29 protein-coding genes and 2 tRNA genes are annotated in these 24,997 nt (G+C 43.2%); 23 read left to right on the forward strand and 8 right to left on the reverse strand.

Features of this window, described 5'->3' with window-relative positions; all coding sequences use genetic code 11:
• Positions 1-13 precede the first annotated feature (13 nt).
• From HUZ36_RS19220 to folX, 6 genes are all read left to right on the forward strand, one after another.
• Positions 14-3,364, forward strand: a complete 3,351-nt coding sequence (locus tag HUZ36_RS19220; protein WP_176033727.1) for an ATP-binding protein — start codon at positions 14-16, stop codon at positions 3,362-3,364.
• Positions 3,365-3,451: 87 nt separating this feature from the next.
• The gene (locus HUZ36_RS19225; protein ID WP_125253601.1) at positions 3,452-4,081 is read left to right on the forward strand and encodes a YceH family protein; all 630 of its coding nucleotides are present in this window, start codon (positions 3,452-3,454) and stop codon (positions 4,079-4,081) included.
• Between the two features lie 61 nt (positions 4,082-4,142).
• Positions 4,143-4,979, forward strand: a complete 837-nt coding sequence (nadE, locus tag HUZ36_RS19230) for an ammonia-dependent NAD(+) synthetase (protein WP_176033728.1) — start codon at positions 4,143-4,145, stop codon at positions 4,977-4,979.
• A gap of 80 nt (positions 4,980-5,059) precedes the next feature.
• Positions 5,060-5,776, forward strand: coding sequence for a dihydromonapterin reductase (gene folM, locus HUZ36_RS19235; protein ID WP_176033729.1), 717 nt, complete (start codon positions 5,060-5,062; stop codon positions 5,774-5,776).
• A 6-nt stretch (positions 5,777-5,782) separates the two neighbouring features.
• A complete protein-coding gene (folE, locus tag HUZ36_RS19240) occupies positions 5,783-6,337 on the forward strand; it encodes a GTP cyclohydrolase I FolE (protein WP_125253598.1) in 555 nt (184 codons plus the stop codon).
• Between the two features lie 7 nt (positions 6,338-6,344).
• Positions 6,345-6,713, forward strand: a complete 369-nt coding sequence (folX, locus tag HUZ36_RS19245; protein WP_176033730.1) for a dihydroneopterin triphosphate 2'-epimerase — start codon at positions 6,345-6,347, stop codon at positions 6,711-6,713.
• A gap of 21 nt (positions 6,714-6,734) precedes the next feature.
• On the opposite strand, the gene HUZ36_RS19250 is transcribed toward folX, so the two are convergent.
• Entirely contained in the window at positions 6,735-7,163 is a 429-nt protein-coding gene (locus HUZ36_RS19250) for a YqaA family protein (protein ID WP_176033731.1), read from the reverse strand.
• Positions 7,164-7,283: 120 nt separating this feature from the next.
• Here HUZ36_RS19250 and HUZ36_RS19255 point away from each other — a divergent pair, with 120 nt between their 5' ends.
• The 3 genes from HUZ36_RS19255 (at position 7,284) to HUZ36_RS19265 (ending at position 8,807) form a co-directional block, all read left to right on the forward strand.
• Positions 7,284-7,790, forward strand: a complete 507-nt coding sequence (locus tag HUZ36_RS19255) for a TlpA family protein disulfide reductase (RefSeq protein ID WP_125253596.1) — start codon at positions 7,284-7,286, stop codon at positions 7,788-7,790.
• A gap of 12 nt (positions 7,791-7,802) precedes the next feature.
• Positions 7,803-8,267: a DUF2721 domain-containing protein gene (locus HUZ36_RS19260; protein WP_125253595.1), complete on the forward strand. Its 465-nt coding sequence runs from the start codon at positions 7,803-7,805 to the stop codon at positions 8,265-8,267.
• A gap of 93 nt (positions 8,268-8,360) precedes the next feature.
• A complete protein-coding gene (locus HUZ36_RS19265; RefSeq protein ID WP_176033732.1) occupies positions 8,361-8,807 on the forward strand; it encodes a c-type cytochrome in 447 nt (148 codons plus the stop codon).
• A gap of 152 nt (positions 8,808-8,959) precedes the next feature.
• Here HUZ36_RS19265 and HUZ36_RS19270 read toward each other — a convergent pair whose 3' ends face one another.
• On the reverse strand, positions 8,960-9,145 hold the full coding sequence (locus HUZ36_RS19270; protein WP_010604204.1) for a PA3496 family putative envelope integrity protein: 186 nt from the start codon (positions 9,143-9,145) through the stop codon (positions 8,960-8,962).
• Positions 9,146-9,432: 287 nt separating this feature from the next.
• On the opposite strand from HUZ36_RS19270, the gene HUZ36_RS19275 reads away from it, so the two are divergent.
• Positions 9,433-10,218, forward strand: coding sequence for a DUF2884 family protein (locus tag HUZ36_RS19275; protein WP_176033733.1), 786 nt, complete (start codon positions 9,433-9,435; stop codon positions 10,216-10,218).
• Here HUZ36_RS19275 and HUZ36_RS19280 read toward each other — a convergent pair.
• Positions 10,211-11,686: an aminotransferase-like domain-containing protein gene (locus HUZ36_RS19280; RefSeq protein WP_176033734.1), complete on the reverse strand. Its 1,476-nt coding sequence runs from the start codon at positions 11,684-11,686 to the stop codon at positions 10,211-10,213. The genes HUZ36_RS19275 and HUZ36_RS19280 overlap by 8 nt on opposite strands.
• Before the next feature lie 108 nt (positions 11,687-11,794).
• Here HUZ36_RS19280 and HUZ36_RS19285 point away from each other — a divergent pair, with 108 nt between their 5' ends.
• Positions 11,795-12,709: a DMT family transporter gene (locus HUZ36_RS19285; protein WP_125253591.1), complete on the forward strand. Its 915-nt coding sequence runs from the start codon at positions 11,795-11,797 to the stop codon at positions 12,707-12,709.
• Between the two features lie 41 nt (positions 12,710-12,750).
• On the opposite strand, the gene HUZ36_RS19290 is transcribed toward HUZ36_RS19285, so the two are convergent.
• Positions 12,751-13,593 carry a diacylglycerol/lipid kinase family protein gene (locus tag HUZ36_RS19290; RefSeq protein WP_125253590.1) on the reverse strand — a complete coding sequence of 281 codons (843 nt, stop codon included), beginning with the start codon at positions 13,591-13,593 and terminating at the stop codon, positions 12,751-12,753.
• Between the two features lie 285 nt (positions 13,594-13,878).
• Between HUZ36_RS19290 and HUZ36_RS19295 the strand changes: the two genes are divergently transcribed.
• The 4 genes from HUZ36_RS19295 to HUZ36_RS19310 all read left to right on the forward strand — a co-directional run bounded on the left by HUZ36_RS19295 (position 13,879) and on the right by HUZ36_RS19310 (position 15,328).
• Positions 13,879-14,025 (forward strand): hypothetical protein, encoded by a 147-nt coding sequence (locus HUZ36_RS19295; protein WP_170178652.1) that lies wholly within the window; start codon positions 13,879-13,881, stop codon positions 14,023-14,025.
• 223 nt (positions 14,026-14,248) lie between these two features.
• Positions 14,249-14,339: transfer RNA gene (locus HUZ36_RS19300), tRNA-Ser, on the forward strand.
• A gap of 18 nt (positions 14,340-14,357) precedes the next feature.
• Positions 14,358-14,450 (forward strand) — tRNA-Ser (locus tag HUZ36_RS19305).
• 128 nt (positions 14,451-14,578) lie between these two features.
• Positions 14,579-15,328 (forward strand): MBL fold metallo-hydrolase, encoded by a 750-nt coding sequence (locus tag HUZ36_RS19310; protein WP_176033735.1) that lies wholly within the window; start codon positions 14,579-14,581, stop codon positions 15,326-15,328.
• Here HUZ36_RS19310 and HUZ36_RS19315 read toward each other — a convergent pair.
• Together HUZ36_RS19315 and HUZ36_RS19320 are read right to left on the reverse strand one after the other, a co-directional pair.
• Positions 15,325-16,431, reverse strand: a complete 1,107-nt coding sequence (locus HUZ36_RS19315) for an aminotransferase class V-fold PLP-dependent enzyme (protein WP_176033736.1) — start codon at positions 16,429-16,431, stop codon at positions 15,325-15,327. The genes HUZ36_RS19310 and HUZ36_RS19315 overlap by 4 nt on opposite strands.
• Positions 16,418-17,605 (reverse strand): PrnB family protein, encoded by a 1,188-nt coding sequence (locus HUZ36_RS19320; RefSeq protein ID WP_176033737.1) that lies wholly within the window; start codon positions 17,603-17,605, stop codon positions 16,418-16,420. The genes HUZ36_RS19315 and HUZ36_RS19320 overlap by 14 nt, the downstream gene beginning before the upstream one ends.
• Before the next feature lie 116 nt (positions 17,606-17,721).
• Here HUZ36_RS19320 and HUZ36_RS19325 point away from each other — a divergent pair, with 116 nt between their 5' ends.
• The 3 genes from HUZ36_RS19325 to HUZ36_RS19335 all read left to right on the forward strand — a co-directional run bounded on the left by HUZ36_RS19325 (position 17,722) and on the right by HUZ36_RS19335 (position 20,650).
• Positions 17,722-18,189 carry an Lrp/AsnC family transcriptional regulator gene (locus HUZ36_RS19325; protein WP_125253586.1) on the forward strand — a complete coding sequence of 156 codons (468 nt, stop codon included), beginning with the start codon at positions 17,722-17,724 and terminating at the stop codon, positions 18,187-18,189.
• 63 nt (positions 18,190-18,252) lie between these two features.
• Entirely contained in the window at positions 18,253-19,527 is a 1,275-nt protein-coding gene (locus HUZ36_RS19330) for an alpha/beta hydrolase (protein ID WP_176033738.1), read from the forward strand.
• A complete protein-coding gene (locus tag HUZ36_RS19335) occupies positions 19,520-20,650 on the forward strand; it encodes a GNAT family N-acetyltransferase (protein WP_176033739.1) in 1,131 nt (376 codons plus the stop codon). Before HUZ36_RS19330 ends, HUZ36_RS19335 begins: the two co-directional genes overlap by 8 nt.
• On the opposite strand, the gene HUZ36_RS19340 is transcribed toward HUZ36_RS19335, so the two are convergent.
• Entirely contained in the window at positions 20,630-21,220 is a 591-nt protein-coding gene (locus HUZ36_RS19340) for a DUF938 domain-containing protein (RefSeq protein WP_176033740.1), read from the reverse strand. The genes HUZ36_RS19335 and HUZ36_RS19340 overlap by 21 nt on opposite strands.
• 166 nt (positions 21,221-21,386) lie before the next feature.
• Between HUZ36_RS19340 and HUZ36_RS19345 the strand changes: the two genes are divergently transcribed.
• From HUZ36_RS19345 to HUZ36_RS19365, 5 genes are all read left to right on the forward strand, one after another.
• Positions 21,387-21,569: a hypothetical protein gene (locus HUZ36_RS19345; RefSeq protein WP_125253582.1), complete on the forward strand. Its 183-nt coding sequence runs from the start codon at positions 21,387-21,389 to the stop codon at positions 21,567-21,569.
• A 110-nt stretch (positions 21,570-21,679) separates the two neighbouring features.
• Positions 21,680-22,090 (forward strand): hypothetical protein, encoded by a 411-nt coding sequence (locus HUZ36_RS19350; RefSeq protein WP_176033741.1) that lies wholly within the window; start codon positions 21,680-21,682, stop codon positions 22,088-22,090.
• An 8-nt stretch (positions 22,091-22,098) separates the two neighbouring features.
• Positions 22,099-23,475 carry a class II fumarate hydratase gene (locus HUZ36_RS19355; protein WP_125253580.1) on the forward strand — a complete coding sequence of 459 codons (1,377 nt, stop codon included), beginning with the start codon at positions 22,099-22,101 and terminating at the stop codon, positions 23,473-23,475.
• A gap of 96 nt (positions 23,476-23,571) precedes the next feature.
• Positions 23,572-24,072, forward strand: a complete 501-nt coding sequence (locus tag HUZ36_RS19360; protein WP_128730125.1) for a hypothetical protein — start codon at positions 23,572-23,574, stop codon at positions 24,070-24,072.
• 9 nt (positions 24,073-24,081) lie between these two features.
• Positions 24,082-24,462, forward strand: coding sequence for a hypothetical protein (locus tag HUZ36_RS19365; protein WP_176033742.1), 381 nt, complete (start codon positions 24,082-24,084; stop codon positions 24,460-24,462).
• Between the two features lie 17 nt (positions 24,463-24,479).
• Here the strand turns inward: HUZ36_RS19365 and HUZ36_RS19370 are convergent, their stop codons facing one another.
• Complete coding sequence (locus HUZ36_RS19370; RefSeq protein WP_125253577.1) at positions 24,480-24,665, reverse strand: hypothetical protein; 186 nt, start codon at positions 24,663-24,665, stop codon at positions 24,480-24,482.
• Positions 24,666-24,997 lie beyond the last annotated feature (332 nt).

Genomic DNA, 24,997 nt, shown 5'->3' on the forward strand with positions numbered 1-24,997 from the left:
ACACAATAGCCCCATGACTTCAGAACTATCAACTTCACCGCTTAAGTTTCGCTTTATCAAGTCTAGCTTCTGGCTATTGCTCGTCTTGATCATAGCCGTAGCATGGTATGTTGATCAGGTTAATTATCGCCGTCTTGTTGCTATGGAAAAGAGCCGAGCTACCGAAGAAGTGAATGTATATCGTACCAAGATAGAAGGTGTGCTCACCAAAAATGTGCAACTGGTTAGAGGGCTTGGAATTGCACTTGCCGACCAAACCACGCTTTCACAACTTCGCTTTGAGCAACTGGCAAGACCCCTATTCGAGACCAGTCAAGTACTCAGAAATATTGGTGCAGCCCCAGATATGCGGCTTGATTATGTCTATCCACTACAGGGTAATGAAAAAGCCATAGGCCTGGACTACCGCACTCATCCCACACAAAAATATGGCGCTTTACTCGCAAAAGAAAGTCGCGAAATAGTAATGGCTGGACCTTTAGAGCTATTACAAGGTGGGACTGGGCTCATTGCTAGAATCCCTGTGTTCAAGGATAAAACACAGTTTTGGGGATTGTTATCCGTCGTGCTGGATATGGAGAGTTTATATCAACAAACCAACTTAATGGCACTGGAAAGCCGATACCTTGTTGCGATTCAAGGCGTTGATGGTAAAGGCCAAGAAGGCGAGTATTTTTACGGCAACAGCAATATTCATTCTTTGTCGCCTATCGCTTTTAGCGTCAATGTGCCATCAGGGCAGTGGGAATTATATGCAGCCCCGAGGATAGGCTGGCAGCCAGAAGCCGCTTCAATATGGCCTTTTCGGCTCGCCATCATCGTACTTATTATCATTTTTATCGCTGCGTTTGTCTTTATCACCCGATTACTAACCCAGTTGCAACGAAACAGCGCAGCACTCACTAACATGGGCATATTAGCTGAAGTAGGCGCATGGGAAATCAATGTGAGTACGCGTGATATTATTTGGTCAGATGTAACGCGAAGCATTTTCTGTGTGCCTAGGCACTTTCAACCAACATGGATGAATACCACAGAGTTTTTTAAAGCTGGATTGCATCGAAGACGTCTGCAAGAGTGTATTGATAGCATCATCAAAACCGGTACCGAGTTTGAAGGAGAGTTCATCATTCACACCCTGAATGCGGACGAATTATGGGTCTTAGTAAAAGCGCGCTCAGTACGAAAAGGCAAGCGCACGACCCATATTTTTGGTTCAATCCAAAATATCAACAAGCGCAAGTTAATGGAAATGGAGCATGACAAATTTGCTAAAAATAATGAACTACTGGCTTATTTAAGTTCTCACGAGGCACTACTGAATAACCAGCTAAATAAGGCCTTTTCGCTATGCGCTGAAACATGTAAAAAAGGGGTAGAGGCAAATAAAGTCAGTATCTGGCAGTTTAATGATGATAAAACGCTTCTTATTCCTGTGTGCTTCTCTAATGCTACGGTAGATAATCTAGTGCACTTCCCACCATGGCGAAAAGCCATTGCACCTGCTTTTTTTAATGAAATAGAAACTGGACAGCTGATCGTCGCGCAACAAGCTGAAAATCATCCAGCAACACTGGCATTATCTGCAACTTACCTTGAGCCATTTGAGATTAAAGCCATGCTTTGCTGTCCCATAAGCCATAAAAATAATACCTTAGGTGTGCTGTGTTCAGAGTATGAAATTGACAATCCAGCATGGGGGCAAAGTGATATTCGGCTCACCAAATCTATTGCCGCGATGCTCGGTAGCTTATTTATCAACAAGGCGCATCAACGAGCAAGAAACCAAGCCATTATAGATAAAGATCTTGCTGAACAATCAGCAAAGATGAAAGCAGAGTTTTTAGCTAGTATGAGCCACGAAATCCGCACCCCACTGAATGGGGTAATGGGCATGATAGAACTTGCCATGCATTCAGAGCTAACAGCAACTCAGCACCACCAGCTTACTCTGGCGCATAGCTCTGCAAAATCACTCCTCACAATCATTAATGATATTCTCGACTTTTCCAAAATCGAAGCGGGAAAACTCACAATTGAGCTGGTTGAGTTTGATTTAATAGAAATGCTAAGCAATATGCTGTGCAGCTTTGTGCGCACGGCGGATGCCAATAACAACAAATTACATATCGACTTGTCGGGAATGAAGGTAGGAAAGGCGCAAACTGATCCAAACCGGCTTAAACAGATACTCAATAATTTACTCAGTAACGCCATCAAATTCACTCATAATGGGTCGGTTACGCTCAGCTGCCACACTGAACAAATTGGTGAGCAAACACACTTGTGGTGTAGTGTTGAAGACACTGGGATAGGCATCTCTAAAGAAAAACTTAATAAGGTGTTTGACTCATTTACACAAGCAGATCTTTCAACAACGCGCCAATATGGTGGTACCGGACTTGGACTGACCATCGCAAAGCAACTTAGTCAATTACTCGGTGGCGACTTGCAAGCATTCAGTAAAGAAGGTATTGGCAGTACTTTTTCTTGTCATGTACTGTTGAATCAAGCGCAACCTATCCCTGTACAGACACATGCTGACGACGCGACCTTGTATGTATTAACTCAAGCAGCTGAAGACTATAATAAACTACTTAAACCATGGAACATTACTTGTCTTCGCGTTGATCAAATAGAGACCCTGCTCACTCAGCTTCACAGCCCTCCATCACATCTAGCCGTCATTTTAGATGCCGAACAGCTATGTGCAGCACCACTCACACAACAACAAACACTAAAAACAGCATTGCTCGAACTCAAGGTGGTGCATGCGGTTGCAGTTGAGGAGCAACATAATCTTGCCATCGATCTTTTTAGTTACTGTGAGCGCGTTTACTATCCAATAACTCCCCATGCCGCACTCAGTGTATTCAATGCAACATTTACCGATCCGACGCAGTCCAGTAGTAACCATACCTCCAATGATGAAGAACCGCTGCTCGGTCGCACCGTATTACTGGTTGAAGACAATAAAATCAATCAAACTGTTGCTACCACTATGTTAGAACGCCTAGGTATCACTGTGGTATGCGCAGAAAATGGCGAGTTGGCACTTACCCACCTACAGTCAATAAAAGTACCTTATGATCTGATATTTATGGACTGCCAAATGCCTATTATGGATGGTTACCAAGCTGCCCAACAAATACGCCAAGGCGTTGCTGGAAAAGTACATCAAGGTTGTGTGATTGTTGCACTCACCGCCAATGCGATGCAAGGTGATAGAGAAAAGTGCCTAAATGCCGGCATGGATGACTATCTCAGTAAGCCAATTAATTTTGATGACCTGAAAGCGAAAATATGGCAGATGCTGCCACCAGAAGACAGCCGATTTGACTCTTCTATTACACAACAAAATTAGCTCACCTACTTTGCTACCTGATTGATTAGCGTTATATTAATCCTTACCAAGGCGATGCTAGCAACCATAATGATAATAAGGAAAGCGATGCAACTCGATGCTCATGAACAACGTGTACTAGGTAGTTTGATTGAAAAGCAAGTCACAACTCCTGAACAATATCCCATGTCTCTTAACGGCCTTACCAACGCATGTAACCAAAAGTCCAACCGTGATCCGGTGATGGAACTTTCTCAACATCAAGTTTTAGACACCCTTAAGCGCTTGCAAGAGAAACGCCTGATCACCTGTGACGAGGCATTATCTGGTCGCGTAGATAAGTATAGCCAACGCTTTTGTAACAGTGACTTTGGCCACTTGAAGGTAGACGCTAAGCAAAAGGCCATTGTTTGCTTGTTACTGTTGCGAGGCGCGCAAACACCTGGCGAATTGAGAACTCGTAGTAATCGCTTAGCCGAATTTTCATCGGTCCAAGAGGTTGAGTCCACACTTGCCACTATGCAGCAAAACGAACACGTTATGAAACTTGCTAGAGAACCCGGTAAGCGAGAGAGTAGGTACCAACATTTATTCGGCGATCAAGCAGAACAAACCAGCGCCATCGCCAGCGATTCAGAGCCAGCAGTACAAAGCCAGACAGAGCTTGAGAGCTTAATGGCTGAGATAGAGCAGCTAAAACAAGAGCTGGCTACAATCAAACAGCATTTAGGACTTTAAAAAACACGCTCATCACAACATAATATAAGCTTATAGCCCCTGAAAGTATTGAGGAACCAGTATGCGTGAAGCAATCATGGCTGAAATGAAAGTTCAGCCTGTTATTGACCCAGAATTTGAAGTTAAACGACGGATCGCTTTTTTGAAAGCGCGGTTACAAGCCTCTGGCTGCTTCACTCTCGTACTTGGGATCAGTGGCGGTGTCGACTCTTCAACCTGCGGACGCTTATGCCAGTTAGCCATTAATGAACTTAACGCAGAGCATGAAACGGGTGCTTATCAATTTATCGCTATGCGTCTACCTTATGGTATCCAAGCAGATGAAGATGAAGCTCAACTTGCACTTGATTTTATTCAGCCAAGCCAGCGCTTAACCGTGAATATTAAACCTGGTGCCGACGCTATGCACGAGCAAGCGTTGGGCGCAATGGCAGGAAGTGCGCTCACTCTACCATCTCAAACCAGCGTCGATTTTATCAAAGGCAATGTCAAAGCACGCCAGCGCATGGTTGCGCAATATGAAATTGCCGGCCTTACTCGTGGCCTAGTTGTTGGTACTGACCATAGTGCAGAGAATATCACCGGCTTTTACACTAAATTTGGTGACGGAGCATGTGATCTCGCCCCGCTGTTTGGTCTATCGAAACGTCAAGTTCGCTCGTTAGCCGCATACCTAAGCGCGCCAACTGGCCTAGTACACAAAACGCCAACGGCTGATCTTGAGTGTGACCGCCCAGGTCTTGCTGATGAAGAGGCGTTGGGCTTGAGTTATGACGATATAGATGACTTCCTTGAGGGCAAACCTATCAGTGATGAAGTGAGTGAAAAGCTCATTACCATTTATCAGCGAACACAGCACAAACGCCAACCTATCCCAACGGTTTACGACGAGTTATAACTCAATTTCTGACGGTGCAGTGCTTGCATTGCACCACAGCCATTACTTTACTTTACTTAACCTCTCAAGGTGACTGATTTATGAGCCAAGCAGCTGCACCTATCTTAATAACTGGCGGCGCCCAGCGCATTGGACTTGCTATGGTGCATCATTTTATCACGCGCCAACAGCCGGTCATATTAACCTATAGAACCAGGCACCAAGTGATCGATGAGTTAGAGACACAAGGCGTCACTTGTATTCATGCTGATTTTGATCAGCCAGATACAATTACCAAACTGACCACGGACATTCGCTCACGCACAAACACACTACGCGCCATTATTCACAACGCATCAAGTTGGGATTGTGAAGCCAATAACCCTGACTACGCAACCCTGTTTGACAACATGATGCGAATACATGCAAAAGTACCCTATTTGATTAATCAAGCATTAGGCGAGTTATTGGCTGCCGACGATGCCATTGGTGATGTGATCCACATTACTGATTACGTAGTAGAAAAAGGTAGCCCAAAACATATTGCTTATGCCGCAAGCAAAGCAGCACTAGATAATCTAACGCGATCATTTGCCGCCAAATTTGCACCTAAGGTCAAAGTTAATAGCATTGCACCTTCACTGATTATCTTTAACCAAGATGATAGTGAACAATACAAAGCAAAAACATTGAAAAAGTCTATCATGGGAATAGAGCCTGGGAGCAAAGAAGTCATTAACAGCGTTGAAATGATCTTAAATAGTAATTACATGACGGGTCGTACGATACAAATCGACGGCGGTCGTCATTTGAGGTAGCGCATTATGCAAGACGAATTACAACAGAGTTATAAATCAATCATAGCAGCCGTTGGCGAAGACACGGGTCGAGAGGGATTACTAGATACCCCCAAACGAGCAGCAAAGGCAATGGAGTATCTGACTCAAGGTTACCGACAAACATTGGATGAAATCACCAATAATGCTGTGTTTACCTCAGATGCAGATGACATGGTACTGATCCAAGATATTGAACTGTACTCCATGTGTGAACACCACCTTCTGCCTTTTGTGGGGCGTTGCCATATTGCTTATATTCCAAATGGCAAAGTACTTGGATTATCAAAGTTTGCACGTATTGTTGACATGTTTGCACGACGCTTTCAAATCCAAGAGCAACTTACCCACCAAATTGCCAAAGCTGTGGAAGAAGTAACAGGCGCCAAAGGGGTCGGTGTCATTGTTGAAGCTAAACACATGTGCATGATGATGCGTGGCGTAGAAAAGCAAAACTCCAGCATGCGCACCTCGGTCATGCTTGGTAACTTTAGAAGCGACCCTAAAACACGTAACGAGTTTTTACAGTTAGTGAAAGGATAAGTACTGTATGTCCAATGCCATCATTAAAGTAACAAATCTAAGACTTCGCACTTTTATTGGCTTTAACCCAGAAGAGCGAGAAAAAAAGCAAGATGTCGTTATCAACCTTGAGATCCACTATCCGGCGGATACGGCATGCTTAGACCACGATAATGTCACCCACGCGCTGAACTATAAAACCGTGACTAAAGCGGTTATCTCCGTGGTTGAAGCAGGGCATTTTTTGTTACTTGAAAAGTTGGTTGCCGACATTCTGTCTGAGTGCCATCGTCACGAAGATGTTACTTATGCAAAAGTAACTGTGGATAAGCCTCATGCACTCAGATTTGCAGACTCGGTTTCTTTGACTCTCGATTGGCACCGAAATAAGCGGTAAATAACGTTGCCCTTCCTTGCCTTATGACATCACCTGTAAGGCAAGGAATATCACGAGCGCATAGCGTACTCCTTTTCCAAGCGCCACTAATAAAAAGAACCAAGTAAATGACGTTCTTAAAGAACCTGCCACCACGGTCAACGGATCGCCAATAATAGGCAACCACGCAAATAACAATGAAAACTTACCATAGCGGTTAAAGTGGGCACATGCGGCATCATACTGCTTTTGAGAAATTGGAAACCACCGTCTATCCCGCCACTTGACGATAAACCACCCTAAATAATAATTCACACAGCTCCCAAGCAAATTACCAGTTGTTGCCGCAACCCATAACCACAGCAACTCACCTTGTTGTTGTGTCACCAAGCCGCTGAGTGCTAGCTCAGAGGAGGCAGGAAGTAAGGTAGCAGCAATAAACGCAAGTCCAAATAACGAAAGATAAATCATAGTGACGAAGGTGATACCAATCTGCGCTAGCAATTAGGCTTTAAGAAATTATTCAAGTGGGGCAATATACTTAAATACACGCCATACTTCAAAAATACTCACACGCTCATAGGACAAAGCATGAAAACAATAATAAAACCCTTGCTGCTTGCTACTTTGCTCACAACCGGGCTAAACGGATGCAGCACGTCTCATGAAGCACCGATTGCATCTGGGTATCAAACCTATATTCAAGTGGGCGAGCGCTTTAAACATCTAAACCTAACCGATATTAACGATAACAAAGTCGCATTTGAAGCTGAGCACAAAAAACTGGTGATATTATTTGCAACTTGGTGTTCTGACTCACAGCGGCTATTGGACGAGTTGCAAGCGTCTTCATTACTCAACATGTCAAATTTAACGATTATTGCCATTGGCCGCGAGCAAAATCAGACTACACTGAAACAGTTCAATGATACCCAAGCACTACCTATCCACTTTGTCGCTGATCCTAACCGTACGATTTACAACAGCTATGCAAATAAAGGGATACCCAGGTTAATATTACTCGATGAGCAAAATAACGTATTACAGACACTTATTGGCGAGCAGCCAAACACATTATCAAAACTACGCTGGAATTAATGAGGTACTACCATGACGCCTGATGTTGTTAGCATTCTTACCATGGCAAAAGTGATTCAAACCGCTGTAGCACCGGTGTTTTTAATAACAGGGATTGCAGCGACCCTAGGGGTACTGTCAAATCGGTTAGCGAGAATTACTGACAGAGCGCGCTTGCTAGATAGAAAAATCAATAGCACACAAGACGAAGAGCTAAAAATGCACTTTTGTCGTGAAATGCGAGCTTTATTAAAGCGCTCTCGCTTTATTCATATCGCATTTAGTATGAGCGTCCTTAGTGCACTTTTAGTTTGTGCCGTGGTTATGCTCCTGTTCATGTCACACTTGTACAGTATGCCACTTGGCATTACGCTGTCAGCTTGCTTTATCGCTGCAATGGTTTTACTGATTGGTGCATTTGTTTCCTTGCTAGCAGAAATTTTTCTTGCTACCCGTAGCATGCGTCGAGGTATGATATTCAAAGATATTGAGAGCTAACATCGGTAAATTATCGATGACATTCATCGCAATTGTTTGCTTGTATTTAAAAGTTACACTGACAATAGGGAAAATAATTAGGGGTTTACGACTATGAAGAAACTACTTACCGTCACACTATTAAGCTGCCTTGCGGCAACCGCACAGGCGAACACCATGTTTGAATCTGCGGAAGATGCCATTCAATACCGTCAAGCATCTTTCCAGCTGATCCGCTTCCAAATCGGTAACATGGGGGACATGTTAAAGGGCAAAGTACCTTTCGATGCCGAAGCATTTAAGCAACGCGCACAAAATGCTGCACAATTATCAAAAATGCCATGGGAAGCTTTTATCGAAGGTTCAGATAAAGGAAACACTGACGCACTGCCGGCCATTTGGTCAGATCGTGCTGAGTTTGATGGCAAAGCCAAAAAGTTTGCCGAATATGCACAAGCACTAGCGGTAGCTGCAGAATCAGGTGATAAGAAGATCATCGCTTCAGCATTTAAAGACTGGGCGAAGGGCTGCAAAGACTGTCACCAGTCATTCAAAGACTAAACAAAACAGCCGCGTATGCGGCTGCTTATGAGGTCTGTGAGCTGGTGTGTAATCCGTTTCAGGCCTTTATACCTCTGGCCTTACTTCATCCAACCACCCTATTATCTAGCGATAATAGTATTCACAACTTTATTCGTGATAGACGTACAATATCAATCGTCAATATAGTCGAAATCATCGTCGCCTAGATTTCTACGTAGGCGTTTTTGCTCTAAGTAGTCGTCTAGCTTTCTTTTGACTTTACGTTTTTGCTTATCATGTTGGTTACGACCCAACTTTTCAAATTCATCATCAGCAAAATCATCATCAAGCGCATCGTAAGAGAATGTCTTACCCACAACTTACTCCAAATAATATAGTCATTAATAAAATGAGAACCGTCTCTCAAGATCACTATTTAGCGTTAAATTTGCATTCTGAAAAGTGAGACTTTTTTGTCTTCACAATAAAAAATTTTTATCGGATTGTAGAAAGTGATAAGAATAGCTAAATTTTAGTCAATTCCATTATTTTTTAGACACTTCATTCCACACCTAAAAACCACAACATTCTGATTATATTAAACTTATTAATTGGCACCTTTTTTGTAATGTCATATTTGTCACTGAGCCAATAAGGATTGACTATGAATAAAATTATCTTACTAACCGCCGCAACAATGATGAGCACCACGGTTGCAGCGCATGAACAGCATACCGTTACCTTTAACGATGAAAATTGTGAAGTCGAGTTTCAAAATGACGTTCGTATCACACCGGATAATTTAGTTATCACCACAGCAAGCCATGCAACAGCAGAGATCACCAGTCAAGGAACCCTTACGCTCAATGGCGACACCATCCCCCTCAATCAACAACAACAAGCGATGCTAACACAATATAGTGAACAATTAAGGGGTCGGCTGCCCCAAGTCGCCAATATCGCCTTTGAGGGCATCAAACTAGCAGGAGTTGCGCTCAACGAGGTTGCCACAACATTCAACCTTACCAATCTCGATGATATTCATGCAGTGATAAACGATTTTGAAACCCAAGTACACGGTACATTTTACCAGCAAGGTGCATTCGTCATGGGCAAACAAACCTTCGATGACTTTGGTAGTAACTTTGATGAGCAATTTAATGAAAAAGTAGAAACCGTTATCAAAGGAGCGATGATGCAATCAATCGGCAGCTTACTTGTGACGATTGGCACTGAAATGTCAAATTCAAATGGTGATATGAGTGCTTTTGAGCAACGTATGGAAGACTTTGCGACACAAATAGAGACCAAAGTGACACAACAAGCAAAAGCCATCGAGCAAAAAGCCGACAGCTTATGTGGTGAGTTTGAGCAGATAGCCCATCACGAAGCCATTGTTGCAAACGCTATTCCTGAGATGTCCGCCTATCAGTTATTTAAATTTAAGTAATACCATTAAAGGGGGTCAGATCCCCCCTTTTTCTTTGTATTTCAGCCAGTTTACCCAATGTCACAATGGCTTGTTCCAATTCATCTGACCATGGTAAGCCATAGCTTATACGAATACAGTTTTGATATTTTTTACTCGCGCTAAAAAGCGTGCCAGGTGTAATGCTAATACCTGCTGCTAACGCTTGCTGGAATAAAACAGCGCCATCTACTTGCTTACCCAAATCTAGCCACAGCACGCACCCACCTTTGGGGCGACTAACACGAACCTCATCCCCAAATGCAAAATTTACCGCAAGGATCATGCGATCGCGATTTTCAATGAGCCGTTTGCGAACGAGCTTTAAATGGCGCTCGTATCCTCCTGAGCTGAGAAAATCCGCTAAAGCCCATTGGTTCATCAAAGAGGATGAACAACTCAATGCGCGTTTGATACGCTTCGCTTTTGCACTAAATTGCGACGCTACCATCCAGCCAACTCGGTAGCTTGGTGCTGCCGTTTTTGAAAAAGAAGCACAGGTGATCACTAACCCCTTTTTACTGTATGCCTGCGCAGGTATACCACGCTGTTCGGTAAAGTAGAGATCGCCATATACATCATCCTCTATCAGCACCACCTCTCGCTGCTCCAGTAACTCCACTAATTGCGCACGTCGAGCATCTGGCATATAACTTCCCAGCGGGTTACTTATACTGGTAGAAAAGACGCAAGCACGAATATCATGTTTATCCAAAGCTTTCTCTAAATCATCAAGCCAAATACCATCGTCAGGGCACACAGGTATTTCAATTGCTTTCAGCCCTAAGTTTTCTACTAGCTCAACAATGCCGAAGTAGCATGGCGACTCAATAGCGATGACATCACCAGGGTTTGTTACCGCCTGTAGCGCAATTGCTAGCGCCTCTTGAGCACCATTAGTAATAACCAGCTCATCCATGCTAACTGCCAGCCCCATATCCAAATAACGCCTTATTATTTGTTTTTTTAAACTATCCAAACCATCCATCGGACCATAATTAATCAACTCACTACCAGCTTCTTTCATCACTCGGCGCATGATTTTTGCGAGCACCTGCTCCGTACCTGCGATCGCAATTGGATTTGCAATCCCCAGTGGCACAGCGTGCGATTGATGAATGCCACAGTACACCTGCTCAATCAATGCCTGTTTATTCACAACGACAGGGTTGGCTGGCAATCTTGCGCGTTTCGGTGAATGTTTTACAGGAGGATCTTCACATAAGAAATAACCTGACTTTTCTTTCGCGATGACCTTTCCTTGCGCCTCTAGTGTTTGGTAGGCCTGCTTAACTGTTGGAATACTGACATTCAGATTTTGCGCCATTGCGCGAAGTGATGGCAGTTTTTCTCCCGGCAAAATAGACGCTTGCTCCGCCATTAATAAAATCATTTGGATTACTTGTTGATATAAAAAAGCGGATTGCTGACGCTCGATCACTGTACTCATAAATAAAATAATCTGTATAGGTTTAAAATAACAAATTCTGTATATAGCTTATACAGAATAGCAGCGTACACTACGCACATCTACTGTTGTTTTAATTTAGAGCCGATCATGAAAAATCTGTTTCTCTATACTATTACCGTGTTGATATGGGGCTCAACTTGGCTGGCCATCGAGTATCAGCTAGGCAACGTTAATGAGTTTGTATCGCTATTTTACCGTTTTGGTCTTGCGGCGATCTGTATGTGGGTATTTGTTTTTTACAAACGGGTGCCGATGCGCTTTTGCCGTCGCGATCATGGCTTTTTTATTTTACTCGCTCTGTGTAACTTTGGTGCTAACTATTTATTTCTGTATTGGGCTCAAGCACATTTAAATTCGGCAATGGCTTCGATTGCATTTTCTTTATTGCTAGTCGTCAATATCATTAATACAAAGCTGTTTTTTGCCAAGCCAATTGCCAAACGTATTTACTTTGGTGCGTCGCTCGGCACGCTTGGTATAGTCAGCTTATTTTGGCACGATTTGGTCGCATTTGATTTGCAAAGCGATGCCTTCATGGGGTTATTATTAGCTCTATCGGGAACAGTAGTCGCGTCACTTGGCAATATGGTGAGCGTGCGTAACTCAAACCAGCAAATTGATGTAATGGCAGGAAATGCTTGGGGTATGCTATATAGCGCCATCATGCTGGCCACTTATGTGGCCTTCAGTGAGCATCAATTTATCAACCAAGCTCCTGCATCTTATTGGTGGTCACTTATTTATCTTAGTGTATTTGGCACCGTCATTGCTTTTGGTTGTTATTTCTCTTTGCTCAAGAATATTGGTCCAGAGAAAGCCAGTTATTTAATTGTGTTATTTCCGTTTGTTGCTGTAGCGTTGAGCACTTTGTTTGAAGGCTTTGAATGGCAACAAAATACGTTCATTGGATTTATTTTGGTCATCCTTGGCAATGCAATTGTATTAACTCCTTTGGATCGCATTTACACATGGTTGTCCATTCGGTCCCCAGTTAGAAGTTGAGGTTTTACCAATACTTTGGCTTCTTACTTTTTAGCGCCATTTTATGATGGCGCTTTTTTTATGCTCAACGCTTGGCGGCAACATGTGATGGTTGCTGGTGTGCGCCCAACAATTTCACCATCGGCCTCAATATCATATCCCGCTTGTGCTATACAAAGTTCGGTAATACGGTCGTGATGCACATTTTTCGCGCCAATATGGCGCTTAAGCAACATACTGGCAAATACTACCACCCGCTGCCAATGTGTTTTCGGTGTAAACCACAACAGCTCCAATTGCCCATCATTCAAGCTGGCCATAGGCGCAGGAGTTAGCCCTGCACCAAAGTGTTTACCATTGGCGAGCAACAGCATCATACCGTGCTCAGGCCATGTTTTACTGTGATAGCAGATTGATTTTGCACTAAATAGCGAAATTAATCCCGCATAGGTATAGCTAAGCTTTCCCAAGCGCTTCTTTTGCCCCAAGTTATTCATTACATGCGCGTTAAACCCAACGCCTGCAACATTAACAAACCAGCGGCTATCTACTTTACCCAAGTCAATATTGGTAACTTGATCTGAAAATACGGCAGCTCGCCACTGTGCTTTGGAGTAGTTAAACTGCCGTGCAAAATCATTACCCGTACCAGCAGGAAGCAAGGCGAGTGGATTATTACGCCGAGCGATGGCGTTGGCAACTAAGTGTAAGGTGCCATCTCCACCAATTACTACTACTGTCGTCCCTGTCGTCGTCGCTTTTACTATTGCATCTCTGTCTGATACAAAGTTGCCGGTGGTATTAAACCAAGTTGCCGTTATCTGCTGTTGTTTTAATTGTTGCTTTAACCATGCGATCTGCGCATCTCCCTCAGCACCCGATAAAGGGTTAACCACCACCAGCATAAAGCCTCTCAAATACAAAAAATCAACTTATATGAATAAACAACCAATAAAACAATTGGCACACAAAACAAAGAAAACCAAACAAATGATTTAATTGAAGTTAATCGAACACAAGATAAATACCCATTCGCATAAATATGCAAAATCACAATTTTACAAACAGGGAAAAATACAAAATACATTAGTTATTTTTATCCGAAAACAGTAATTTTTATCGTTTTAAATTTGAACAAACTGCGTGCAAAATAGCCTTGTTTTCAACCATAGTTTAATTAGGAGCCAGACATGCTTAATTCAGCTGCGCCTTGCAGCCCATCACAAAACACGCTTAACCAAACGCAAGCAACGAAACAACGTCGACTCAATTTGACGAAGTGGCTCGCAGTCTGTGGTCAACACTTAGCGTTAAAAGACGTGATTATGTATAAGTAAGTCTGCACAGAGCATGGCGTCCCAACCCGCCATGCTCTCGTCAGCATTTGTTTAAATAGACCACAAAAGCATCACTTCAACCAGTACTTTTGATAAAATCCCCCTGTCAAACCGCTAATTTCTGGCACAATTTTAAAAAAAACCTATTTTTAGAACATTTTTTAAGCAAACAGTTTAAAAATGGTTTACAGCGCTTAAATCGCTAAGTATTATCTTTGCCCATGGAGAGATGGCTGAGTGGTTGAAAGCACCGGTCTTGAAAACCGGCATACGTTAATAGCGTATCTAGGGTTCAAATCCCTATCTCTCCGCCATTTTTAAAGTATTGCGCCGGAGAGGTGGCCGAGTGGCTGAAGGCGCTCCCCTGCTAAGGGAGTATAGGGTTTGTAGCCCTATCGAGGGTTCGAATCCCTCCCCCTCCGCCATGACTTATAAGAAAACCGCTTAATTGCGGTTTTTTTATGCCTGAAATTTATCACGTTCATATGACAACTGGTCAGATGTCTTTAACCTATGCTATGTTGATATCTGATTAGGGATATGAGTATGACTAATGAAAATCCATACCTTAGAGGGTTATATTCAACATATTTATTTGGTTGAGCACGGCTCAGAGCTACTGTTACTTGATGGTTGCTGTCGTGCCGATGTTGACGTGGTCTGTCATTTTATTCAGCAACTACAAAAACCTCTTAGTGCACTCAAACTTATTGTCGTCACACATATGCACCCAGATCATGCCGGTGGTGCGCACAAACTCAGAAAACTCACTGGCGCTAAAATAGCGACGGCAAATGCACCCAGTCAGTGGTATCGTGGTATCGATGGTGTCATGATGCACCTTTCTGATATGGCGTTGGCTCTATGGGTTGCGGGAAGAAAGCGTAAAGCGAAACGTAACCTGTGGTACCCAAGACGCCTTGCACCAGACTTTTTCTTGGCCGATGGTGATAAGCTGCCTTATTTCGAGCAGTGGCAAGCTATTCATACCCCAGGCCATACCGACAGAGACATTAGCTTACTACATCAACCTAGCGGGCGTATGTATGTTGCAGATTTGACCGTCAAGGTAAAAGGGCAGTTTGTTGCACCCTTTCCAGTCTTCTATCCTCGATTATATCGATTGTCGCTAGCCAAAGTAAAAGCATTAAAGCCTCACTCCTTGATATTGGCACATCAAGGAGAAGTGCCTGCAAGCGACATTGATTTCGATGCGTTAATCGCAAATGCACCTAAACAACCAATGACCCATTGGCGCTCTGTGAAAAAGAAAACAAAGCGCGCTTTGGGTCTCGGTCGCTAATTAACAACATGAAGCAGCGCCTCAATATCTGCCTGATCGTTATAAATGTGAGGGGAAATACGGATACCGTAACGTCTATTATCAACAGCAATGTTGGCTTGCTTAAGACGCGACCTGACTTGTTCATGATATGGCCCAAAATCTAGAATAGCGGTTCCAGAACACATACTCTGATCTATCGGAGAGTAATAAAATTCAGGTAATGCCTTTTGGAGTTTTGCCAACAAGGTAACGTTGTGTTCACGCACCGTGTTAATACCTACGTTTGCAAAATAATTCAGGCTATGACCTGCATAGATATATGGCGCAACGCTTGGTGTGCCTCCCCAAAAGCGTAGTGCACTCTCATTAGGTTCAAAATGATGGATATTAAACTCGAATGGGTTTTGATGAGAAAACCAGCCAACATCTTTTGGTTCGCAATAAGGTAGGATACTTTTATTCACCCACATAAAACCAGCCCCGGGACCTGCACAACTCCATTTAACACAAGATCCTACGACACAGTCAGCATCCCATTTATTTAAGTTTATAGGCAGCACACAAAGTGACTGAGCGATATCAATAATGGTGCGACAACCCTGTTGTTTTGCATATTGAATAATTTCAGCCACCGGTGCCTGCTGGCCACTATTGGAGTATACATGGCTCACAAAAACCCAATCAATTTGCTCATCGATATATTGCTGCCATACCGCAAGATCATACATATCAAATGACTCTGGAATATACACAATCTCGACATTATCCAACGCATTTTGTAGCGCAAATCCCATGCTCGGGAAATCTTGTTCACTCATCAATACACGAACTTTGCGAATACCACTCTCAGGCAAGCTCATCGCCCACTTTGTTAAGCCGCTAGACAAATTGGTTTGTGGACAAAATAGCCTAGCTTCTGAGCTCAGCAATTCAGCCAGTGCACTGGTAAATCGCTCGATACTACCGAGCCATTGCTGCCAAGGCTCTTGATTCAGCTGCTGCCATGGCAAAATAAACTGCTGTTGAAAATCAGCCTCGGCTGATTTCAACATACGACCAACTGAGTGACTTAATAAATAGTGGCCAGGCGCTAAGTGAAAATCATCTTTAAAGGTTGTCATTCTGTTCTCCTAGCGCCTCACGCAGTCGTTTCAAGTCATTGTATCGTGTGAAGATATCGTCGCGGTTAGCCGCTGCCCTACGATCGCGCAAGTCCGCAAGCTGCTGCAATAGGACTTCTAAAGGTGGACCACTGGCTGTCACCTTACTCAAATGCTGTTGCTGCATCGCCTGCGAAGGTTTGGCAATATACTTTTCCACCAGTTGATTATGATGCTGAATAGCTGTATCGCCATGGAGTTTACATACTTGCACAAACAAATTAGCAGCAGGCGCAAACCACTCACGCTTTGGTGTATTCAATGCTGCCAAAAAAGCATCCATAAGATTAGGTGTACGCATACACTCTCGTAATGTAGCTTGATCTTCAGGCATCATAAATAAGAATTTTTCCACCAGCATTTGACCATAACTAATATCATTAGCTGGACACAATCCCAACATCATATCGATAACATTGATACCCGCAAAATCTCCAGCGTTAGCGCCACGATAGACTTCTTTACCAACTCGGTATGGTTTGTAGTAAGGGCGCACCACATAGAAGAACGCTTCAGCGTCTAAGGCATTAAACAATGCTCGATTAGACTCTATTACTTCAAGCAGCGCTTGCTTAACTTGTTTGAGTAGCACCAATGACATGGGATGAGAAATGCCCAAATGATGTACCTTCATTAACGATTCGGACGCTCGTTTATAGGCAAGAATAGCCTGAGTATTGTAGTCAATAAATAAGCGCTCTGCGGGGTGTGAGGTAAAGCGTTTATATACCCCATTCACTGCGCGATTATGGGTAGTGAGATGTGCGGTAGCAAACCTTGGTGTAACCCCCAAAGAGGCACCAATGTGCATAGCCAGTGCAGAAGCTTGTTTTAATGGCGAAACCTGTTCGCGACTTGGTTCGGTAATTTCATGACGCCGACATGCGGCCATAAAAAGCCCAACATTGCCTAATAAATCAAAAGCCTGATCAAATCCTTCATCGGTATTGCCTTCCTCCAATAAGGCTTGGATCAGTCGATTACCTTCTTCTTGTAACTGTATTTTTAGTGCTTCGCCAACGCCTTCAACGTTCGCTTTATCTTGTTGCTGCCAGTAAAGGTGCTCAAGCTTATCGTTTATGTCAACAAACTGCCCTCTGATCCAAGCATCAAATTGTACGGCTAATGAACTCATGATTACTTCTCGTGATTATTCCATTATTAAGGCTAACAAATCACCAAGAGCATAATTTGCCAATTTTCTCTAAAAGTTTAATACTGATTAGCAATAATCACTCTTTTATTTCGCTTATGTCAGAAAATCTTGATGCTAAGGACAAACTGCTCCTGGCCGCATTACAACATAATGCCCGTTTGAGTAATGCCTCACTCGCTGAAAAAGCCAACCTTTCTGATACCCCTTGTCTACGACGCGTAAAGCGGTTACAAGAGACGGGGGTGATTTCTGGTTATCATGCTGCACTAGATAGAACGCAGGTTAATTTGAGTATCTTGGTTTATGCGTTTATAAAACTCAGTGAAAATACCGCAGCTGCTGCTCAGTTATTTGAACAACACGTAGAATCTGAAGATCAGGTGATCAGCTGTTCTGTGATCTCTGGCAGTTATGATTATTTATTGGAAATCGTAGCAAAGGATTTACCTAGTTATGAGCAATTTGCCAAACATCAACTGGGCGCCTGTAAGGTCATTAGCGGGATTGAATCAACGATTGTCCTAAAGCAAACTTTTGCAAAACGCATATTACCGATCCGTTGAGCGTTTTTATTGTCACGTGATCTCGCTATACTGCTTCAAACCTATAGCTTAAAAGGATTGAATATGCGTCACTACTTCACCTCCACAGTACTAGCTTGTAGCTTGCTTGTTTCACCTTTGGCCATTGCCCAAGATTGCACAACCCAAGTAAGTGATATGTCGCTATTCACCAAAAGCAAAGCATCAGGGTTATTTCGTGAAGCAATTGATAAAGGTCCTGTCACTATTGATATAACGAATATAACTAGCTTTGACGATTATATTCGCTCGACCAAAACAGTTATTGAAAATCGCAATCCTCGCGCCGCACTACCATGCCCGTTAATGACACCGACAGCAAGATTGCTGAATCTTACAAACCCGAAGGTAAGTGATCTGATTGCGCCATTTACACTTGACCATGACAACAAAGATAAGGCTGTGCTGCTTATCCATGGGCTAACTGACTCTCCTTTTACTTTTCACTATCTCGCAGCAGCGCTCTATGAAGCAGGATACAATGTCAGAACCATGTTATTGCCAGGTCACGCCACCGCAGCGAGTGATTTAACCGAAGTCGATATCGACGATTGGCAAGCACATACAGATTATGCCATTTCACAGACGAGCAAAGATTTTACGCATTTTTCCGTACTTGGCTATTCTACAGGTGCCGCTTTGATGCTTAGTAGCATAGCGAAGCATAAGCCCAATAATTTAGAAGCTGTTGCACTGATCTCTCCCGCTACAGAGCCACATAATAAGAATGGTTGGCTCGCCAAATGGATTGATTACGTGCCATTTGTCAATTGGATAGATGAAGACGCTGATTTGGATTTCGCCAAATATGAATCTTTCCCGTGGCATGGCGCAACGTTGGCCCATCAGGCTATGGCACCACTCAAATCACTCTCTACTTTGCCAAATGTACCGATGTTTATCAGCTATAGCGATGTTGATACCACCATAGACAATCATGCAACGGCAAAGTTACTCGAAAAGTGGCAACCTAAGTCAGCATTGACCCAATTTATCTACTCGGAAACGCCATCGACTAAGCAGGGTGTGAATTATCGGAGCGTGAGAGCCGACAACATTGTCGATATGTCTCATATTGGTATTTTACAGCCAACTGATCATATTTTTTATGGCCAAAAAGGCCCTTATCGTAACTGCACCAGTTACCACTTAAAAGACCAAGCCTTCGTTAACTGCCGCACTGGTAAAACTATCTATTTTGGTGAGCGTCACGAAGAAAACATGAAGCAACACAAACCTTTGGCACGGATCACATTTAATCCTGATTACAGCAACTTTGAGCAAGCACTGCTCGCATTTTTTGACGGCCACAATGACTGAGTACCAACACAGATTTATTCATTCTCTGACAGAAGTGACAGAAGCGCAGTGGGAACGTGTTTCACCACCACATGTATTTACAAGTTACGAGTGGCTGCTTGCATTAGAGTTAAGCGGCTGCACCAGTAAAGAAACGGGCTGGATACCTCATCATCTAATGATTGAACGCCAAGGTGAGTTAATTGCGATTTTGCCAGGTTATATTAAATCGCACTCTTATGGCGAGTACGTTTTTGATTGGGCTTTTGCTGAAGCCTACGAGCGTCATGGAGTAGATTATTATCCTAAATGGCTGTGTGGCGTCCCCTTTACGCCCACGCAGGGACCAAGGATCTTAACTAAAGCACCCTCTGCTGATCTACTTGAATATATTAACGCGACGCTCACGAGCCTCGCTCCACTGGGTATTAGTGGCGTCCATATTAATTTTTGTCAACAAAGCGACTTACTCACTCAAAGTCATTTAACGATGCGCCGCAATGTACAATTCCATTGGCACAATAAAGGTTACGCAGGGTTCGAAGATTTTCTCGCGCGACTCACGTCAAGAAAGCGTAAAATGGTCACAAAAGAACGCCAAGCCGTGACTGCCCAAGGTATTAATATCAGTTGGATTGATGGCAAAGAAATAAGCACAGCACAGCTCGATGCCTTTTTTCTCAGCTACCAACTTACCTACCTTAAACGCTCACGACACCAAGGCTATCTCTCGCGCGACTTTTTCCAGCAAGTTATCATCTTAATGCCAGATAAGTTTCGCCTTTGCTGTGCCTACTTAAACCACGACATTATTGCCACTAGTTTATACCTTGTGGATGGTGACACCTTGTATGGTCGCTATTGGGGCGCGATTGAGGATAGTTACGACTTTTTGCACTTTGAGCTGTGTTACTATCAAGGTATAGAGTACGCCATTGCTAACCAACTTGCAGTCTTTGATGCCGGTGCTCAGGGTGAGCATAAGCTGGTGAGGGGCTTTGAGCCGGTGTGGAGGCAATCGTATCACCGCTTATTTCAACCTGACTTTCAGCAGGCGCTTGAAGATTTTACCAAGCGCGAAGCTGATGCACTCGAGCATTACTTTATCGAGTGCCAAGCAAAGCTACCGTTTAAACACCAATAAGCGATTATTAGCCGGCATCGCATAGTCTTGCTGTAGTGTAAGGCCTTGCTCTTTAGCAAGCGCCAATACCCATTCTTGATCGCGAATACCACTATCCTGGTCTTGCGACTTTAGATAGGTATCAAACTCTCGATTACTTTCGCTGGTAAATTCGCCTTGATAATTAAACGGCCCATAAACTATCAGGTAGCCGCTTTCTTTAAGGTGCCGTCCAACTCCTGCAATTAAACGTTCCACGAGGGTTGATGACACAATGTGCAAGGTATTAGCGGTATAAATCACATCATAACGCTGATTAATAGGCCACCCATGGTGTAAGTCTAGCGCCAATGGTGGTAAAACATTTTCAAGCTCAGCGTCATCCAGCCACGCATAAATACCAGCGTGATTGACCTCTCTATCTGCTGTTTGCCATATTAAATGCGGTAATGCCGCAGCAAAGTGCACCGCATGCTGACCCGTACCGGAGCCTATCTCTAGGACTTCCAAAGGCTTGTTTAGATAAGGAGTAAGCTTTTCTAAAATCGGATGTTTATTGTTTTCACACGCTTGAGAGTAAGGTTTTATCATCTCGTTTGCACTATTTTGATCAAATTATGCGCCTCATTGAGGCAAGCTTTTATATTAATTGCAAGGTAAATAGCCCAAAGTTTCACTAAATGATTAAAATTCAGAAAGAAATTTATTTTGGTACGACTTCTGCTAAGTTTAAAGAGTACTAAGAGGAGAAGCGAGCATGAAAATTTCAGAGATCACCCAAATGCCTAGCCAACTAAAAAGCGAAGGACTTGTCCTGAAGCAGCGAAAAAACGCGTTCACCAAAAGCCGCGCCTATCGGCAAGAAGTCGCTAATCTTATGCAGCTTGAAGAGCAAGAAAAAGAACATTCCGAACAGCAGTATCTCCTTGGTTATAATTAACACTCACTTTTTAAATTCATTTCAGACCCATAGTGAGCTGCGATGGTGAATACCAAACTCAAGTTTGGTAGGGTAAATACAAAAGCTTGAATTGCTAACCAAACGATGTAATGATAATTGTTATCATTACATCGTTTGGTTTTGTATCTATGCAGCTTGCTACTTTATTACAGACTTACCGTGCGAAGCTTAATCGCCACTGCCAGCGGCCACAACTAGAGGCCCCGCTCTTAGTTGCTGAATATATCTCAGCAGGAATAGACATGGCTAAATGGTATGAGCGCCACAATAACCCGCTGCTGCAAGAGTTTTATCTCAGAAGTACATTATCTGAGCTATTAGAGCAGATTGCCGATCCTCTCGTTGATACAGCCATACGTAAGCAATGTATGGATCAATTATTCAAGCCTTTGCTGGCATTAAAACGGTTTTATAAACATCACCATACTTCGTCGCAGCAATTTCTTAAGCTCCAGCGAGATGCGTGCCAAACCTGCCAGCAGTTTAACCCTTTTTATTAGGAGCAACGATGACTACTTTTCGTCAAGAATCCGATAGTATGGGAACACTAGATGTTCCAGAGCATGCGCTCTACAAGGCGCAAACACAGCGTGCAGTAAACAACTTTCCTATTAGTGGCATCACCATGCCAAGTAGCTTTATCAAAGCGCTGGCCTACATCAAACAAGCTGCAGCTGAAACCAACCAATCCCTTGGCCATCTACCAAGTGACAAAGCAAAAGCAATAGTGACTGCCTGCCAACAGCTAATTGATGGCAAACACTTAGATCAATTCCCTGTTGATGTCTTTCAGACTGGTTCTGGCACCAGTTCAAATATGAATGCCAATGAGGTGATAGCCACATTAGCCTCACAACTTAGCGGACTGACTGTACACCCTAATGACGATGTTAATATGGGTCAAAGCTCGAATGATGTGATACCAACAGCCATTCATGTCAGTAGTGCAATTACTGCTGTATATGACCTATTACCCGCACTAAAACACTTATCTCGTAGTATTGAACAAAAAGCAGAACAAGTCGGTCATCATGTCAAAACCGGCCGAACTCATCTAATGGACGCTATGCCTGTGACATTCGCACAGGCATTAAGTGGCTGGCAAGCGCAAGTAGACAACGCTTGTCAGGGAATTGTTCATTCATTAGAAAAAGTGTACGAGTTAGGTCAAGGTGGAACGGCGGTAGGCACAGGTATTAATGCCGATCCACAGTTCGCGAAATTATTTAGCCAAAACCTGAGCACTAACATCGGGATCCGATTTAGCCAAGGCAGTAACTTTTTTTACCATATCGGTTCACAAGACGCGATTGTGGGACTTTCTGGACAACTTAAAACTTTTGCCGTGGCGCAAATGAAAATCGCTAACGATTTACGTTGGATGAATTCTGGTCCCCTTGCTGGATTAGGTGAAATTGAGCTTGAGGCGCTCCAACCCGGCTCTTCCATTATGCCAGGAAAAGTAAACCCCGTTATTCCAGAAGCAGCAGCAATGGCCAGTGCTCAAGTGATAGGTAATGACGCCACAATCAGTGTTGCTGGGCAATCTGGTAACTTTGAGCTAAATGTGATGCTGCCAGTGATTGCATTGAATGTATTACAGAGTATCGAAATTCTCTCAAACACAGCACGACTTCTAGCTGATAAAGCCGTTGCCAGCTTCACAGTTAATGAAGTAAATATTCAAAAAGCTCTGGCAAAAAATCCGATCCTTGTGACTGCACTGAACCCTGTGATCGGGTATGAAAAAGCAGCACAAATAGCCAAACTAGCATACAAAGAAGGTCGCCCTATCATCGAGGTGGCTGCGGAGCAAACCGATCTGAGTGAAGCTGAGCTCAAGTCATTACTTGACCCGAACAAACTTACCAAAGGCGGTTTATAAATAAATCCTTTTCAGCCTGTAAGGATACAGGCTGTTGAGCTTGCTATTCCTCAAGGACTTGCGTAGTTTAATTAGCAAACATGAGGAGAGCATATAATGAACAAAATGATCCCCACCTTACTGGTTACATTTTTATTATTTGGCTGCCAGGGAGAAGCAATTAAAAAAGATGTAACAACGCAAAATACCACTAACGCACAGCCGCAGAGCGGGCTACAAGCTGAAGATAAAAAACCCAAAGAGACAAACTTAGCCATCCAAGTAGACAGCCAAAAACTAGATAGTTCAGATATTGCCGCCTACAAACAATCACTAGAAGACGTAAGTGCTGACAAAAGTTGCGATACCAATACACAATGCAAAGTGATCGCAGTTGGCGCTCGAGCCTGCGGCGGCCCTTCTTCTTATTTGGTGTACTCAACAAAGTCTGCGAATGAAAAACAAGTAATGCAGTTAGCGGATCAAATCACAAAGCTTGAGCGTGCTTTTAATAAGCAAAATCAAATGATGAGTATCTGTCAGCATTTAATTGAACCGGCAACACAATGCGTTGAAAATAAATGTGTTAAACTCCAAAAGAACCATTCTGCATACTAGAGGCAATTAATGAAGTTAGCTATCTCTCTCACTTGCATCAGTGCACTCCTTATAGTGCTACCTGGCTGTGAAATGACATCAACTAGTGTAACAAGTAGCCTAGATAGCCAATATACGCTCTCAGATATCAGAGCTAGTATTGAGTGTGACGCAAGCTACCAATGTAAAGTGGTTGGTATAGGTGAGCGATTGACATGTGGGGGTCCAAGAGAATATATAATTTATTCGACCAAACATACCAATGAACAAGAAATTGAAAAAGTCGTCGCCAATATTACCAGACAAGAAAAGCTGGATAACGAAGAAAAAGCACCAGCGGTGAGTTGTGAGCCAGTGATGCCAGTGCAAACACTATGTATTGCCAACACTTGCCAAGCAGTACCACTTTAAACTGACAAGTGCTTAAATCATCGTGCAAGTTCACTGATCACAGAAACAAGCATGACTAAAAGTCCACAAATACTCGCATTGATAATGTACTTTACTTCGAGCCGCTTTTTCACCCAGTAGCTGTACATAAAACGAATTAGGTAAGTGGCTGAAGTACCAAACAGTGCAAATATAACTAATAGCGCAATTAAATGAAATGACACACTAAGTCCCTCTGTTTTTAGTCAATCATATCGTTAATTAGCCCTTCCATGTAGCCCTTATTACATAAAACCGAATAGTTGATCACACCAGCAAAAATACAATAAGAACAGCCTACTATTTCTTACGTCGTACAGATGCACAGCTCGACGGGTAAACCGCTTCCTACCAGTGCTGCACTTTGTTGATATTGTGGTGGGAGCGAGTTTACCTCGCGATGTTACAAACTAGGATGTTTTATTCTTTTTGTTTGGCAAACCCAACAGCTCGGCGGGTAAACCGCCTCCTACCAGTGCTGCACTATGTTGATGTTGTGGTGGGAGTGAGTTTACCT

This window comes from Pseudoalteromonas sp. McH1-7 (assembly GCF_013366255.1).
In the GTDB taxonomy this organism is placed as follows: Bacteria; Pseudomonadota; Gammaproteobacteria; order Enterobacterales; family Alteromonadaceae; genus Pseudoalteromonas; species Pseudoalteromonas peptidolytica.